The 15,060-nt window shown below is 61.0% G+C and carries 12 protein-coding genes; 6 read left to right on the top strand and 6 right to left on the bottom strand.

Going from position 1 to position 15,060, the window contains the following annotated elements; genetic code table 11:
- Complete coding sequence (locus VLA07_RS09795) at window positions 1–1,416, bottom strand: acetyl-CoA carboxylase biotin carboxylase subunit (protein ID WP_027610345.1); 1,416 nt, start codon at window positions 1,414–1,416, stop codon at window positions 1–3.
- A gap of 190 nt (window positions 1,417–1,606) precedes the next feature.
- On the opposite strand from VLA07_RS09795, the gene VLA07_RS09790 reads away from it, so the two are divergent.
- The gene (locus VLA07_RS09790) at window positions 1,607–2,569 is read left to right on the top strand and encodes a LysR family transcriptional regulator (RefSeq protein WP_027610344.1); all 963 of its coding nucleotides are present in this window, start codon (window positions 1,607–1,609) and stop codon (window positions 2,567–2,569) included.
- On the opposite strand, the gene VLA07_RS09785 is transcribed toward VLA07_RS09790, so the two are convergent.
- The 3 genes from VLA07_RS09785 to VLA07_RS09775 form a co-directional block, all read right to left on the bottom strand.
- Window positions 2,511–2,723, bottom strand: a complete 213-nt coding sequence (locus tag VLA07_RS09785) for a PA3496 family putative envelope integrity protein (RefSeq protein ID WP_333989152.1) — start codon at window positions 2,721–2,723, stop codon at window positions 2,511–2,513. The genes VLA07_RS09790 and VLA07_RS09785 overlap by 59 nt on opposite strands.
- A gap of 238 nt (window positions 2,724–2,961) precedes the next feature.
- Window positions 2,962–3,828, bottom strand: a complete 867-nt coding sequence (gene hexR, locus VLA07_RS09780) for a transcriptional regulator HexR (RefSeq protein WP_007962240.1) — start codon at window positions 3,826–3,828, stop codon at window positions 2,962–2,964.
- A gap of 127 nt (window positions 3,829–3,955) precedes the next feature.
- Window positions 3,956–6,886, bottom strand: a complete 2,931-nt coding sequence (locus VLA07_RS09775) for an EAL domain-containing protein (protein WP_333989151.1) — start codon at window positions 6,884–6,886, stop codon at window positions 3,956–3,958.
- 201 nt (window positions 6,887–7,087) lie between these two features.
- Here VLA07_RS09775 and uvrD point away from each other — a divergent pair, with 201 nt between their 5' ends.
- The 4 genes from uvrD (at window position 7,088) to VLA07_RS09755 (ending at window position 11,443) form a co-directional block, all read left to right on the top strand.
- Window positions 7,088–9,271: a DNA helicase II gene (gene uvrD / locus VLA07_RS09770; RefSeq protein WP_095137765.1), complete on the top strand. Its 2,184-nt coding sequence runs from the start codon at window positions 7,088–7,090 to the stop codon at window positions 9,269–9,271.
- 135 nt (window positions 9,272–9,406) lie between these two features.
- Window positions 9,407–9,847 (top strand): EamA family transporter, encoded by a 441-nt coding sequence (locus tag VLA07_RS09765; RefSeq protein ID WP_027610340.1) that lies wholly within the window; start codon window positions 9,407–9,409, stop codon window positions 9,845–9,847.
- Window positions 9,848–10,023: 176 nt separating this feature from the next.
- A complete protein-coding gene (locus VLA07_RS09760; RefSeq protein ID WP_150370003.1) occupies window positions 10,024–10,899 on the top strand; it encodes a Tim44 domain-containing protein in 876 nt (291 codons plus the stop codon).
- Between the two features lie 136 nt (window positions 10,900–11,035).
- Window positions 11,036–11,443: an SMI1/KNR4 family protein gene (locus tag VLA07_RS09755; RefSeq protein ID WP_024164487.1), complete on the top strand. Its 408-nt coding sequence runs from the start codon at window positions 11,036–11,038 to the stop codon at window positions 11,441–11,443.
- A gap of 21 nt (window positions 11,444–11,464) precedes the next feature.
- Here VLA07_RS09755 and VLA07_RS09750 read toward each other — a convergent pair whose 3' ends face one another.
- Window positions 11,465–13,228 (bottom strand): cation:proton antiporter, encoded by a 1,764-nt coding sequence (locus VLA07_RS09750; protein WP_333989149.1) that lies wholly within the window; start codon window positions 13,226–13,228, stop codon window positions 11,465–11,467.
- Between the two features lie 282 nt (window positions 13,229–13,510).
- Between VLA07_RS09750 and VLA07_RS09745 the strand changes: the two genes are divergently transcribed.
- Window positions 13,511–13,993, top strand: a complete 483-nt coding sequence (locus VLA07_RS09745; RefSeq protein ID WP_003229693.1) for an acyl-CoA thioesterase — start codon at window positions 13,511–13,513, stop codon at window positions 13,991–13,993.
- 135 nt (window positions 13,994–14,128) lie between these two features.
- Here the strand turns inward: VLA07_RS09745 and pdxY are convergent, their stop codons facing one another.
- Window positions 14,129–15,001 (bottom strand): pyridoxal kinase PdxY, encoded by an 873-nt coding sequence (gene pdxY, locus VLA07_RS09740; protein WP_333989148.1) that lies wholly within the window; start codon window positions 14,999–15,001, stop codon window positions 14,129–14,131.
- Window positions 15,002–15,060: the final 59 nt, after the last annotated feature.

The raw sequence follows: 15,060 nt of genomic DNA, 5'->3' as shown, positions 1-15,060 counted from the left end.
TCACAGGCCTGCGTGGGCGGCGATGGCGGCGGCGATGGCCAGGGCCAGCTCTTCGGGTTTGCGCTTGATCGAGTAGTTGGTCAGTTCCGGGTGGCTTTCCACGAAGCTGGTATTGAACTGGCCGCTACGGAATTCCGGGTTGCGCAGGATTTCCTGGTAGTACGCGGCGGTGGTCTTCACGCCTTGCAGTCGCATATCGTCCAGCGCCCGCAAGCCACGGTCCATTGCCTCTTCCCAGGTCAACGCCCAGACCACCAGTTTCAGGCACATCGAGTCGTAGAACGGCGGAATGGTGTAACCGGTGTAGATCGCTGTATCAGTGCGCACGCCCGGGCCGCCAGGGGCGTAGTAACGAGTGATCTTGCCGAAGCTCGGCAGGAAGTTGTTTTTCGGGTCTTCGGCGTTGATGCGGAACTGCAACGCGAAACCACGATGCTGAATGTCTTCCTGCTTCACCGACAGCGGCAGGCCGGAGGCGATGCGGATCTGTTCGCGGACGATATCGATCCCGGTGATTTCTTCGGTGATGGTGTGTTCCACCTGCACCCGGGTGTTCATCTCCATGAAGTACACCTCGCCCTCGGCGAGCAGGAACTCCACGGTGCCGGCGTTCTCGTAGCCCACAGCCTTGGCCGCACGCACCGAAAGGTCGCCGATGTAGGCGCGCTGTTCCGGGGTCAGTTGCGGGCTCGGGGCGATTTCGATGAGCTTCTGGTTGCGGCGCTGGATCGAGCAGTCACGCTCGAACAAGTGCACGACGTTGCCGAAGCTGTCGCCGAGGATCTGCGCCTCGATGTGTTTCGGGTTAACGATGCATTTTTCCAGGAACACTTCCGCCGAACCGAAAGCCTTGGTCGCTTCGGAGATCACCCGAGGGAAGTTCTGCTCGAGTTCTTCGCGGCTGTTGCAGCGACGAATGCCGCGCCCGCCACCACCGGAGGTGGCCTTGAGCATCACCGGGTAACCGATGCGGTCGCCCTCGGTCAGGGCTTCTTCGATACCCGACACGTTGCCTTCGGTGCCCGGGGTGACCGGCACACCGGCCTTGATCATGCTGCGCCGGGCTTCGGTCTTGTCGCCCATGCGGCGAATGACTTCCGCCGACGGGCCAATGAATTTGATTCCGCGTTCGGCGCAGATGTCTGCCAGCTCAGCGTTTTCCGAAAGGAAGCCGTAACCGGGATGCAAGGCATCGCAACCGGTTTCCACCGCCAGGTTCACCAGCTTGCGCGGGTTGAGGTAACCGGCCAGTGGCTCGGCACCGATGCTGTGGGCTTCGTCCGCACGCTTCACATGCAAGGCATGCCGGTCGGCGTCGGAAAAAATCGCTACCGAGCGAATGCCCATCTCGGCGCAGGCCCGCACGATTCGTACGGCAATCTCACCACGGTTGGCGATCAGGATCTTTTTTATCACTTGGAAATTCCCTTGAGCCGGTGGCACCACGACCTGCTAGACCCAGGTCGACGCGTGACTAAATGTTTCAATTTAGTCGCAGCCCCACACTAGCCCTCACAAGGGATTAACAAAAATGAATAAAAATTGGGTCAGGCATAAGCAAAGACTTATAGTTAAACCATCAGCCTGCCGTCAGAGCCCATAAAAAATGCGTAAGTCCTTGATGCGTATGACATTGCGCCAATTGCAGATCTTCAACGAAGTGTGTGATTTACGTTCCTACAGCCGCGCAGCCGATGAAATGTCTCTGACACAACCGGCCGTCAGCCTACAGATTCGTCAGCTGGAAGAGCTGATCGGGCAACCATTATTCGATTATGTCGGCAAAAAACTCTACATGACCGAGGCCGCCGAAGCCCTGCAGCGCGCCAGCCGGGATATCTTCGGCCGCCTGGAAAACCTCGACATGCAGCTGTCGGACATGCAGGGCTCGCTGCAAGGCCAGCTGAAACTGGCAGTGGAATCCAGCGCCAAATACTTCGTGCCGCACCTGTTCGCCGCGTTCAAGCGCCAGCATCCGGAAGTGAATCTGCAACTGACGGTGGTTAACCGTGGCCAAGTGATCCGCCGCCTCTCCGACAACCGCGATGATCTGGTGATCATGTCGATGGTGCCACAGGACATGGGCCTGGAGTTCCTGCCGTTTCTCAATAATCCGATTGTCGCCGTGGCGCGTCCGGATCATCCGTTGGCACACATGGGGCCGCTGCGTTTGCAGGATCTCGAGCCTTACACGCTGCTGATCCGCGAACCGGGTTCGGGCACGCGACTGGCCTGTGAAGAGTATTTCAAGGAGAAACGCGTGCACTTCACCCAGACTCAGGAAGTGGCCTCGGCCGAAGCCCAGCGCGAATGCGTGGTGGCGGGTCTGGGCCTGGCGCTGTTGACGCGCCACGCCCTGAACCTGGAGCTGGCGACCGGCGGGCTGGTGGAGCTGCCGGTCGAAGAGTTGCCGCTGTTTCGCAGCTGGTGCCTGGTGCAAGCCAAGGCCAAACGCCTGTCACCGGTGGCGCACGCCTTCCTGGCGTTTATCCGCAGCGAACGGGTGCAGATCAGCGCGCTGGTTGAACGCTTCGACGGGAAGCTGCGGGCGCTGCCTGCCAGTAGTTGAGTTCGATGTCTCCGGGAAAATCGCTGATTTCGCTTTGAAGCTGACGAAGTTCGAAGCGATCTTCGATCGCGCGACGGAATTCCATGCGGCGCTGGTCTTCCTGCTGACGACGGGTTTTCGCGGCGCTGTTGCGTTCTTCGTAGGGCTGAGCCATTTCGAGTCTCCCAAGGCGAGTACGGGAGTTTCACGATAGGCGGGACGGATGACGGTTTGGCTGCGCGGGGATGACAGTGCGATGAAACCTGCGCAGGCTGCGCCGTTATTGAGGACGCCTTCGCGAGCAGGCTCGCTCCCACAGTGGATCTTCTGTGAGCACAAATTTTGTGTCACACCGAGATCAAATGTGGGAGCGAGCCTGCTCGCGATTAAGGTCGGAACGACCTTAGATAACTTCAGTCATCCAGGGCTTTCACGGCCTTGGGGGATAGCCGCAAGCTGCGCAGGCTGCGCTTCACGCTCTTCAGGTGGTTGACCAGACTCGGCCCGCGCGCCATGGCCACGCCCATCGCCAGCACGTCGATTACCACCAGATGCGCGATGCGCGAGGTCAGCGGTGTATAGATCTCGGTGTCTTCGTGCACATCGATCGCCAGGTTGACGGTCGACAGCTCAGCCAGCGGTGTCTGGCTCGGGCACAAGGTGATCAGCGAAGCGCCGCTCTCGCGAACGAGGTTGGCGGTGATCAGCAGATCCTTGGAGCGCCCGGACTGGGAAATGCAGATCGCTACATCGGTCGGCTTCAAGGTCACCGCCGACATCGCCTGCATGTGCGGGTCGGAATACGCCGCCGCCGTCAGCAGTAAACGGAAAAACTTGTGCTGCGCATCCGCCGCCACCGCGCCGGACGCACCAAAGCCATAGAACTCGACACGCTGCGCCTGGGACATCAGCGTCACCGCACGCTGCAATTCCACCGGATCGAGCTTCTCGCGAACCTCCATCAGGGTGTGCAGGGTGGTGTCGAAAATTTTCAGGCTGTAGTCGGCGACCGAGTCGTCTTCATGAATCGCGAACTGGCCGAAGCTGGCACCAGCGGCCAGGCTTTGCGCCAGTTTCAGCTTGAGATCCTGAAACCCGGAGCAGCCGATGGCCCGGCAGAAACGCACAATGGTCGGCTCGCTGATGCCGACGCTGTGGGCCAGGTCGGCCATGGAACTGTGCATCACCGCCGCAGGGTCAAGCAGCACGTGGTCGGCGACCTTGAGCTCCGACTTGCGTAACAGGTGACGTGACTGGGCGATGTGTTGCAGCAGATTCAAGGGGCTGGACTCTTCTTATGGGCAAGGATGTAGCACGCTTGTAGTTATACTACATGAATTGGCTTTTTGCCTGCTCAATGCGTAACTCCATGTCCCCATATCAGGCGCGATGGAGTGCATGTAGCCCTTAAAGCGGATTTCCCTGTTCGCGCAAAAGCCCGGCCAGACGCTCAGCCTCCACTGGGCGACTGATCAGATACCCCTGCACTTCATCGCAGCGCTCAGCACGTAAAAATTCTAGCTGTTCTTGCCGCTCGACGCCTTCAGCCACCACTTTCAACGACAGCCCGTGAGCCATGGCGATGATCGCCCGGGTGATCGCCGCATCCTCGCTGCCCTGCCCCAGCCCGCGAATAAATGCCTGATCGATCTTCACGTAATCCACCGGAATTCGTTTCAGGTAACTCAGCGACGAATAGCCGGTGCCGAAGTCATCGATCGCCAGCTTCACCCCCAGGTCGCGCAGTTGCTGGAAGGTCGCGATGATGTGTTCGACGCTATCGAGCAGTTGGCTCTCGGTAAGTTCCAGTTCGAGGTAGTGCGGCGCCAGCCCGGTTTCTTCCAGCACCTGGCGCACCAGACTGACCAGTTTGCCCTGACGCAGTTGATGCACCGACAGGTTCACCGATACCCGAATCGGCTCCAGCCCTTGCCGCTGCCACTCGCACGCCTGCCAGCAGGCCTGGCGCAGCACGAATTCGCCGATCGGGCCGATCAGTCCGGTTTCCTCGGCCAGACCGATAAAGTCCCCCGGCGGCACCCGGCCCATGCTTGGGTGATCCCAGCGCACCAGCGCTTCCGCCGCATTCAGGCGCCCGGTCTGCAGGCACAGCTTCGGCTGGTAGAACACCTTGAGCTGCTTGTCTTCGATGGCTTTGCGCAGCTGGTTTTCCAGTTGCAGACGCTCAAGGGTACTGGCCTGCAGGCTGTCGGTGTAGAACTGGAAATTGTTGCCGCCCAGATGCTTGGCGTGTTGCATGGCCATGTTCGACTGACTGACCAGCGCAGAGATTTCCCGGGCGTTGTCCGGCAGCATGCTGATGCCCATCGAGGCACTGACCACCAGTTCATGCCCTTCGACCGTCAGCGGCAGACGCAGCTTGCTCGACAGCCGCGTAGCGACCCGCGCCAGGCTCGACAGGTTGCCGTAGGCATCGAACAGCACGGCAAACTCGTCACCGGACAATCGGGCGATGGTGTCGGCTTCCGGCAAGGCGCTCACCAGCCGCCGGGCCATTTTCTGCAACAGCTGATCCGCCACCTCGTGGCCGAGGCTGTCGTTGAGCAGCTTGAAGCGATCGAGATTGATGTGCAGCAGCGCCAGACTGCGGCGCCCGCCCTGACGCACGCGCTGATGGGCTTCGTGCAGGCGTTCGCGGAACAGCGAGCGATTGGCCAGCCCGGTCAGCTCATCGTAATGCGTCAAGAAGCGCATGCGCTCTTCTGATTCGCGCCGCGCCGATAGATCGGCGAAGAAGCCGACGATATGGCTGACGTTTCCCCGACTGTCGCGCACCGCGTTGAGCTGCAGCCACTGCGGATACAGCTCGCCGTTCTTGCGGGTTTCCACCAGTTCGCCCTGCCAACTGCCGTGCTGCTCCAGTGCGTGGCGGATCGAAACGTAATGCCGGCGGGCGTCGCGGCTGCACGGCAGCTCGACGACATTGCGCCCGAGCATGTCTTCGATGTCATAACCGGTGACGCGGCTGAACGCCTGATTGATCGCGATCAAGGCGTAGTTCGGATCAAGAATGACGATACCTTCACTGGCCGCTTCGAACACCGTGGCCGCCAGTCGCTGCTGTTCTTCGAGGCTTTTGCTCGCGCTGATGTCGCGCCGGGTGCCGACCATGCGGATCACCCGCCCACTGTCACTGCGCTCCACGGCGCGACCGCGGTCTTCGATCCACACCCAATGACCGTCGCCGTGACGTACGCGGTATTCGATCTGATAGTCCTCGGTGCGCCCTTTCAGGTGTTCGATCAGCGCCTGCTTGAGCCCTGGCACATCCTCCGGGTGCAGGCGTGGCTTGAGGTCGCGCAGGATCGCCGTGACGTATTCAGGCGCGAGGCCGAACAACTCCTGAATCTGCGTGTGATGGACTTCGTCGGTCTGCAGATTCCAGTCCCACAGCCCCAGCTCACTGGCCTTCAACGCCAGGGCCAGCCGGGCTTCGCTTTTGCTCAGCGCCTGATTGGCCACGTCCAGCTCGCGGCTGCGCTGGGCCACGCGATCTTCCAGCTCGATCTGTGCTTCACGCAATTGGCCCTCGGCACAGCGCCGCTGTTCGATCTCCTTGGCCAGCGCCTGATTGAGCTGCTCGCTGCGGTTCTGCGCTTGCTGCAGGTGTTCGATCAAGTGCTGATTCTGAAAGCGCCGCAGCAAGCCGCGATCAATCAGCCGATTGACCTGCCAGGCGACCACGCTCAGCGAACCGAGCAGAATCAGCCCAAGCCAGCCCCAACCGCGCGCCTGCTCATCACCGCCCCAGAACAGGTAGCCGATCGCCGGCAGCAGGCACGGCAAGGTAAAGGACAGAAACGCCGGCAGGCTGACGGCGTAGGCAACGCTGGCCGATAACGTCGCGGCACCGATCAGGCCGAACACCCAGGCTTGCTGCATGAAGTTGTCGGCGGGCACCAGGGCGATGCCGGCACCGGCCAGGGTCAGACCGGTCATGGTCGAGCCGAGCAGGAACATGCGAAACCAGATCGGCTGGGCCTGGCGATCCGGGATCGCCGAATCGAACGCCGCGACCTGAATCACCCGCAGTGCCACCAGCGACAACAACCAGACCAGCCAGATGCTGACCACGAAATAGCGCTGCGGGCTCCAGAGCAAAGCGGCGCAGACCAGACCATTGAGTAACATGAACATCGTCGGCAGCAGCGAGCCCTGATACAGCAGGCGCGTGCGTTCGACCGCCATTTCGACGGCGTAATGCTTGCGGATGACCCGGGGTTCCACAGAGGGGCCCGACAGGTCTGAGCTGAGGGTCTTGTGCAATGTTGTTGTTCTTATAAGAGTGAGCATGGGCCCGAAACGTGGACGGAGCATACACAAGCCAACCCCGTTGCCAAACTGCTCCAGATCATAATTTGCCGGAAACTTTCCGCCGTCCCATCACTGGCAAAACCCGCAGAGTGAGGCGGGCCGAAGCCTGTAGCCAGTGACCGACCGGTCGTCATCGGCGGCACTTTCATCGGCTAATGCAAAGCTCGGTTTGCCCGGGCCTGCGGCGCACCCTAGAATGCCCCGATGCGCGATGATCTCTCCCTTCTGCTGAACTCCCTCAACGATGCCCAACGCCAGGCCGTAGCAGCCCCCGTTGGCCGTCAGTTGGTCCTGGCCGGTGCCGGTTCCGGTAAAACCCGAGTGCTGGTGCACCGTATCGCCTGGTTGATCCAGGTCGAAAACGCCTCGCCCCACTCCATTCTGTCGGTGACCTTCACCAACAAGGCCGCTGCCGAGATGCGTCATCGCATCGAGCAGTTGCTGGGTATCAACCCGGCCGGCATGTGGGTCGGCACCTTCCACGGCCTGGCGCACCGCTTGCTGCGGGCGCACTGGCAGGAAGCCGGGTTGAGCCAGACTTTCCAGATTCTCGACAGCGACGACCAGCAGCGGCTGGTCAAGCGGGTGATCCGCGAGCTGGGGCTCGACGAGCAACGCTGGCCGGCCCGGCAGGCCCAGTGGTTCATCAACGGGCAGAAAGACGAAGGTCTGCGTCCGCAACACATTCAGGCCAGCGGCGACTTGTACCTGGCGACCATGCGCGGCATTTACGAAGCTTACGAGGCGGCCTGCCAGCGCGCCGGCGTCATCGACTTCTCCGAACTGCTGCTGCGCGCCCTCGACCTGTGGCGCGATCACCCGGGTCTGCTGGCGCACTATCAGAAGCGCTTCCGCCACATCCTCGTCGACGAATTCCAGGACACCAACGCCGTGCAGTACGCCTGGTTGCGCCTGCTCGGCAAGGGCGGCGACAGCCTGATGGTGGTCGGCGACGACGACCAGTCGATCTACGGCTGGCGCGGGGCGAAAATCGAGAACATTCATCAGTACTCCTCCGACTTCCCGGATTCGGTGACCATTCGCCTGGAGCAGAACTACCGCTCCACCGCCGGCATCCTCAAGGCGGCCAACGCCCTGATCGCCAACAACACCGGACGTCTCGGCAAAGAGCTGTGGACCGACGGTGGCGATGGTGAAGCGATCAACCTGTACGCCGCGTTCAACGAACACGACGAAGCACGCTACGTTGTCGAAACCATCGAAAGCGCGCTGAAAACCGGCCTGGCTCGGAGCGATATCGCGATTCTCTACCGCTCCAACGCCCAATCGCGCGTTCTCGAAGAAGCCTTGCTGCGCGAGCGCATTCCGTACCGCATCTATGGCGGCCAGCGCTTCTTCGAACGCGCGGAAATCAAGAACGCCATGGCTTACCTACGCTTGCTCGAAGGCCGTGGCAACGACGCCGCGCTGGAGCGGGTGATCAACGTCCCGGCCCGTGGCATTGGCGAAAAAACCGTCGAAGCGATCCGCGACCATGCACGTCACAGCGATGTGTCGATGTGGGAAGCGATGCGCCAACTGGTCGCCAATAAAGGCCTGACCGGTCGTGCTGCCGGCGCCTTGGGTGCGTTTATCGAGCTAATCGAGAACCTTGCCGCCAAGTGCATGGAGATGCCACTGCACTTGATGACGCAGACCGTCATCGAGCAATCGGGGCTGATCGCCTATCACGAAGCGGAAAAAGGCGAGAAAGGCCAGGCCCGGGTGGAAAACCTTGAGGAACTGGTCAGCGCCGCGCGCAACTTCGAAACCACCGAAGAAGACGAAGAGCTGACGCCACTGGCGGCATTCCTCGGCCACGCGTCGCTGGAAGCCGGCGACACTCAAGCCGACGAGCACGAAGACAGCATTCAGCTGATGACCCTGCACAGCGCCAAGGGCCTGGAATTCCCTTACGTGTTCCTGGTGGGCATGGAAGAAGGCCTGTTCCCGCACAAGATGAGCCTGGAAGAACCGGGTCGCCTTGAAGAAGAGCGCCGCCTGGCCTATGTGGGCATCACCCGGGCCATGCAGAATCTGGTGATGACCTATGCTGAAACCCGGCGCCTGTACGGCAGCGAAACCTACAACAAGGTCTCGCGTTTCGTCCGTGAAGTGCCGAAGGGGCTGATTCAGGAAGTGCGCCTGTCGAACAGTGTCAGCCGACCGTTCGGCGGCAACCAGTCGATGAGCGGCAGCAACCTGTTCAGCGGTAGCGAGATCCCGGAAACCGGCTTCAGCCTCGGTCAGGCGGTACGACATTCGATCTTCGGCGACGGCGTGATCCTCAACTTCGAAGGTTCCGGCGCGCAGGCGCGGGTGCAGGTGAACTTCAGCGAAGGCAGCAAGTGGCTGATGCTGGGATACGCCAAGCTGGAAGCGATCTGACGCCGGTTTCGCTTTTCTGTGGGAGCGAGCCTGCTCGCGAATGACATCACCGTGGTTGATCTGATAAACCGCAGCGTGGCTTTCGCGAGCAGGCTCGCTCCCACAGGGGTCGGATGATCTAACAAGGATATTTGCATGGGCTCAGGCTTCTTCTCTTCCTGGACATTCTGGGCCCTGCTCTCGGCAACTTTTGCCGCGCTGACGGCGATCTTCGCCAAGATCGGCATCGAAAACGTCAATTCCGACTTCGCTACCCTGCTGCGCACCATCGTGGTCCTGGTCAGCCTAGCCTTGATTTTGTACGCGACGGGCCAATATCAGTCATTGGGATCAATTTCCGCCAAGAGCTACTTGTTCCTGCTGTTATCTGGCCTGGGTACCGGCGCATCGTGGCTGTGTTACTTCCGCGCGCTGAAAGTCGGCCCGGCTTCGCTGGTCGCGCCAGTCGACAAGCTCAGCGTGGTACTGGTGGCGGTGCTCGGCGTGATCCTGCTGGGCGAGAAACTCGACCTGCGCCAATGGGGCGGCATCGGCCTGATCACCGCCGGTGTGGTAATGCTGGCGTTGCGTCGATAAGCAGGTTTCCCGCTGAACCTATCCCATTTTCCTACAGACAAAAGTACATGGCCTTATTGCTTCGATGGAGCTGAACCTAAGCTGTCAGGCAAAAGCCCGAAACACTCTCTCGCTAGCCAGTAACACTTCAGCTGTGCAACATGGCGCGCGTGTCTCCACAAACGGGAATTCCCTTTATGAAACGTTTTCTTAGCATCGCCATGGCGTTGTGCATCGGCCTGACGATGAGCCTCGACGCCAACGCCAAGCGCTTTGGTGGTGGCAAAAGCGCCGGCGCTGCGCCGACGCACCAGACCAGCCAGATGGCTCCTTCTTCCCCAGGCATGGGCGGCGCAGCAGCGACCGCTGGTGCAGCCAGCGCTGCCGGTGCCGCGGCCAAGGCTGGCGGCGCTTCTAAATGGCTCGGCCCTCTGGCCGGTATCGCCGCCGGTGGCCTGCTCGCGTCCATGTTCATGGGCGGCGGCTTCCAGGGCATGCAGATCTTCGACATCCTGATCATGGCCGTGATCGCGTTCGTGATCTTCCGCTTCATCGCTGCGCGTCGACGCAAGCAGCAGGAGCACCTGGCTCCGGCCGGCGCGCCGATGCAGCGTGAAGTGTTCGAGCAGAAGCCTGCCGCCATGGGTTCGATCTTCGGTGGTTCGGCCGCGCCGGTTGCCGCTCGTCCGGTGATCAACGCGCCGGCCTGGTTCAACGAGCAGAACTTCCTTGCCGCCGCGCGCAGCCACTTCCAGTCGCTGCAGCAGCACTGGGACGCCAACGAAATGGACAAGATCGCCGAGTTCGTGACCCCGCAGATGCTCGACTTCCTCAAGCGTGAGCGTGCGGACCTGGGCGACGGCTTCCAGTCGACCTACATCGACAACTTGCAGGTACAGCTGGACGGCGTGGATGATCGTGCCGACAAGACCATCGCCACCCTGACCTTCAGCGGCGTGTCGAAGACCTCGCGTTTCGATCAGGGCGAAGTGTTCAGCGAAAGCTGGAACATGGAACGTCCACAGGGCGACAACCAGCCTTGGCTGGTGGCCGGTATCCGCCAGAACGGCTGATCCCTCGGCGTTACGCATGCGGTAATAAAAACCCCGGCCTCGGCCGGGGTTTTCTATTTCGCGGTTGCATCTATAGCGAGCTACTGTATAAACCGGCCCATATAAACCGCGCCATTCAAGCAAGAGGATCCCGGACGTGGAAGAAATCATCGAACAACTGCGCGAAGCCAACGAACCCGTACCGGTTCCCCTGGAATTGCCCGACGAAGACCAGCTGGTAGAAATCGAAGAAGAACTCTTCATCAACATCCCGTTCGTCTTCAAAGAGTTTCTGCTGACCGTCAGCGACGTGGTGTACGGCAGCCTCGAGCCGGTGACCGTCACCGACCCGCAATCACACACCTACTTGCCGGATGTCGCGGCCAATGCCTGGGACGCTGGCGTACCGCGCGACCTGATCCCGATCTGCCAGGACGGCGACAACTACTACTGCGTCGAAGAAGACGGCACCGTGGTGCTGTGGTCCGGCGAAGAAGAGCTGATCACCGAAGAGTCCTGGGAATCGGTGTGGCACTGGGCGCGGGACGTCTGGCTGGAAAGCTGATTCGCCAGACGCCCGGGTCGGTCAGTGCCCCGACGACTCCTTGTGGTTGTCGAGGGTTTCCAGCAGGGCCACCTGCATCCGCGTGTGCACGCGGATGAACCAGCGCCAGAGCAGCGCCGCCACGGTGGCCGCGACCACGGCGACCAGCACCAGCAACTTGTTGGTCGGCAGGATACTGGCCGACAAGGCTGCCAACAGCAGGAAGATCACCAGCAGCGAGAGGATCGGGATCACTTCGGAGATCACCCGACGCACTCGCTGCGTGTGACGCCCGGCCATCTCCGGCTTCACACCCATCTCCGCCAACAGCATCGACAACGCCTTGAGCTTGCGATACGCCGCAATCAGGAACGGCAGCGACAGCAGCAGCGCCCCGCCCCAGATCAACGCCTTCTGCCAGCTCGGATCAGTGATCCAGTCCTGCATCCACACCGACAACCGTCCGGCGAAGAACGCGCCGCTGAAGAAGATCGCGATCACCAGCGCCAGATTGACCCCGACCTGCAACAGGATCCGCCGGATCATCGCCGCCAGCATCGCGCCCTCACCTTGCGGCTGAATGCTGCGCAGCCATTCGCCATACATGCCGAACACCCGGCCCAGACGTTTGGGCACCGCTGCCGAGAGCTTGATCGACAGCGGATCGGCCGCGCGGATCAGATACGGCGTCAGCAGCGTGGTGATCACCGACACCGCCACCGCAACGGGATAGAGAAAGTTGCTGGTGACCTGCAGCGTCATCCCGAGCGCGGCGATGATGAAGGAAAATTCGCCAATCTGTGACAGCCCCATCCCCACACGCAGTGAGGTGCGTCCGTCATTGCCGGCGATAAACGCCCCGAGGCCGCAGGACAACATCTTGCCGAGCACCACCGCCACGGTAATGACTGCAATCGGCCACGCGTATTGCAGCAGGATCATAGGATCGAGCATCAGGCCGATGGCGACGAAGAAGATTGCACTGAACAGGTCGCGAACCGGCTCGATCAGCCGTTCGATCTTCAGCAGCTGCCGCGACTCGGCCATGATCGCGCCGATCAGGAAGGCGCCGAGCACCATGCTGTATTCGAGCTTGACCACCAGCAGGCAGAAGCCGAAACACAAGCCCAGCACGGTAATCAGCAGCATCTCGTTGCTTTCGAATTTGGCGACATACGCCAGCAGACGCGGTACCAGCAAAATGCCGACCACCAGCGCGACGATCATGAACAGCGACAGTTTGCCGACCGTGGAGAACACTTCGCCGGAGCTGACCGTGCCGCTGACCGCGATACTCGACAGCAAGGCGATGATGCCGATGCCGAGGATGTCCTCGACGATCAGTACGCCGAAGATCAATTGCGCAAAGCGCTCGTTCTTCATCTTCAGGTCGTTGAGCGCCTTGACGATGATGGTGGTTGAGGAGATGGCGAGGATCGCGCCGAGGAACAGCGAGTCCATGGTATTCCAGTCGAACCAGCGACCGATCTCGTAGCCGATCCAGATCATCAGGACGATTTCGAGGAATGCCGCGATAAACGCCGTGGCGCCAACCTTGAACAACTTGCGCAGGCTGAATTCCAGCCCGAGGCAGAACATCAGGAAAATCACCCCCAGCTCGGCGAGGGTCTTGATGGTTTCTTCGTCGTGGATCAGGCCGAACGGCGGTGTGTGCGGGCCGATGATGAAACCGGCGACGATGTAACCGAGCACCACCGGCTGCTTGAAGCGGTGAAACAGCACGGTGACCACACCTGCGACCAACATGATCACTGCCAGGTCCTGAATAAAGCTGATGGCATGCATGGTGTGGGCTCCTTGTATGACGTGACCCGCCGTCAGACTTCAGAAAGGTCTGAGCGAGTTGGGTAAAAATCCGCTTTTCGTGTAGGAATTGCCCTTGGGCAGGGCCTTTTGCAGGTTAACACCGCGACTTCCGGCTGGAAGGCGGTGCAATATAAGGAAACAGATCGGTCGCGGCGTGACGGCAGCCAGTCGTCTGGCGTCCCGATAACGGTGCTTTTGAAAAAGCCACCAGGCACCCGCAGAGGTGCGTCCAGCCATCCAGCCTTGATCCGTGAGAACGTTATGGAACCCGGAAACGCCCAACTGTCGATGACGGTACTGATGACCCCCGACATGGCCAACTTCTCTGGCAATGTCCACGGCGGTACCCTGCTCAAATACCTCGACGAAGTGGCCTACGCCTGCGCGAGCCGCTATGCCGGCCGCTACGTGGTAACGCTGTCGGTGGATCAGGTGATTTTCCGCGAGCCGATCCATGTCGGCGAACTGGTGACCTTCCTCGCGTCGGTCAACTACACCGGCAACACCTCGATGGAAGTCGGCATCAAAGTGGTGACCGAAAACATCCGCGAGCGCTCGGTACGCCACACCAACAGCTGCTTCTTCACCATGGTTGCGGTGGATGACCAGCGCAAACCGGCCGCCGTGCCGCCGCTGCAACCGCAGAACAGCGAAGACAAGCGTCGCTACATGCAGGCGCAGCAGCGTCGGCAAATTCGCCAGGAGCTGGAAAAGCGTTATCAGGAGATCAAGGGCGACGCCTGATCAGCCCTTTGGAATGATGTCGCTTTACAGATCGCCTTCGCGAGCAAGCCCGCTCCCACATTGAATCGCAGTCCTCCCATGGGAATGCAGTCGAACGTGGGAGCGGGCTTGCTCGCGAATGGACGTAATGCGGTCTTACAGGCTGATCGCCGTCGCCTCGAACTTCACCCGCGGATGCGCAATCCGGTCCTGCGCTCGCACCAGTTGCAGCTCGTAACTGGCACACGCCTGGGTTTCCAGCAGCACCTCATGCACCGCCGCTGCGGTGAACTCAAACGCCGCCACCAGACTGTCGCCGAGCAGTACCCGCGCGAGGAACAGCCCAGACGTCAGATCGCCGACACCCACCGGCTGACGCGGAAACGCCAGCAGCGGACGGCGCAGGTGCCAGCTTTCGTCTGCGGTCACCAACAACATCTCGAAACCGTCCGCCGGCTTGCCCGGATAATCCAGATGCTTGACCAGCACCGCTTTCGGCCCACGTGCCAGCAACGCCCGAGCCATCGCCAGGCAATCGAACAGCGACTGCGGCTTGCGCCCGGAGAAGCTGTCCAGCTCCAGCTGGTTCGGGCACATGATGTCCGCCACCGCAGCTGCTTCTTCCAGCAGGAAATCGCTGACTTCGGCCGGCGCACTGCAGCCCTTCTCCGGATGACCCATCACCGGGTCGCACAGGTACAACGCCTTCGGATTGACCGACTTGATGCGCTCGACGCCACTGAGAATCGCCCGGCCCTGCGCCGCGCTGCCCAGATAACCGGAAAGCACGGCGTCGCAGTTGCCCAGCTCGCCAATGGCGGCAATGCCTTCGACCAGTTCGGGGATCTGGTGCGGCGCCAGCACTTCACCGGCCCACTGCCCGTACTGGGTGTGATTGGAAAACTGCACGGTGTTGAGCGGCCAGACATTCACCCCGACCCGCTGCATCGGAAACACGGCGGCGCTGTTGCCGGCGTGGCCGAAGACCACATGGGACTGAATGGCGAGCAGATGAGGCGTACGTTTCATTCGGGTTATTCCGTAAAACGATTGAAATTCAAGCCGCGCAGTATGCGACGAAACACAGC

This window comes from Pseudomonas sp. S3(2024) (genome assembly GCF_036861315.1).
In the GTDB taxonomy this organism is placed as follows: Bacteria; Pseudomonadota; Gammaproteobacteria; order Pseudomonadales; family Pseudomonadaceae; genus Aquipseudomonas; species Aquipseudomonas putida_A.
The sequence above is the reverse complement of the archived record's forward strand: the minus strand, read 5'-3'. Positions and strand labels throughout refer to the sequence as shown.

What these genes read in the sequence shown, in the direction of transcription:
- VLA07_RS09790 (WP_027610344.1), top strand. Translation starts at nt 1,607, where the DNA reads ATGCGTAAGTCCTTGATGCGTATGACATTGCGCCAATTGCAGATCTTC.
- VLA07_RS09785 (WP_333989152.1), bottom strand. Translation starts at nt 2,723, where the DNA reads ATGGCTCAGCCCTACGAAGAACGCAACAGCGCCGCGAAAACCCGTCGT.
- VLA07_RS09775 (WP_333989151.1), bottom strand. Translation starts at nt 6,886, where the DNA reads ATGCTCCGTCCACGTTTCGGGCCCATGCTCACTCTTATAAGAACAACA.
- uvrD (WP_095137765.1), top strand. Translation starts at nt 7,088, where the DNA reads ATGCGCGATGATCTCTCCCTTCTGCTGAACTCCCTCAACGATGCCCAA.
- VLA07_RS09765 (WP_027610340.1), top strand. Translation starts at nt 9,407, where the DNA reads ATGGGCTCAGGCTTCTTCTCTTCCTGGACATTCTGGGCCCTGCTCTCG.
- VLA07_RS09760 (WP_150370003.1), top strand. Translation starts at nt 10,024, where the DNA reads ATGAAACGTTTTCTTAGCATCGCCATGGCGTTGTGCATCGGCCTGACG.
- VLA07_RS09750 (WP_333989149.1), bottom strand. Translation starts at nt 13,228, where the DNA reads ATGCATGCCATCAGCTTTATTCAGGACCTGGCAGTGATCATGTTGGTC.
- VLA07_RS09745 (WP_003229693.1), top strand. Translation starts at nt 13,511, where the DNA reads ATGGAACCCGGAAACGCCCAACTGTCGATGACGGTACTGATGACCCCC.
- pdxY (WP_333989148.1), bottom strand. Translation starts at nt 15,001, where the DNA reads ATGAAACGTACGCCTCATCTGCTCGCCATTCAGTCCCATGTGGTCTTC.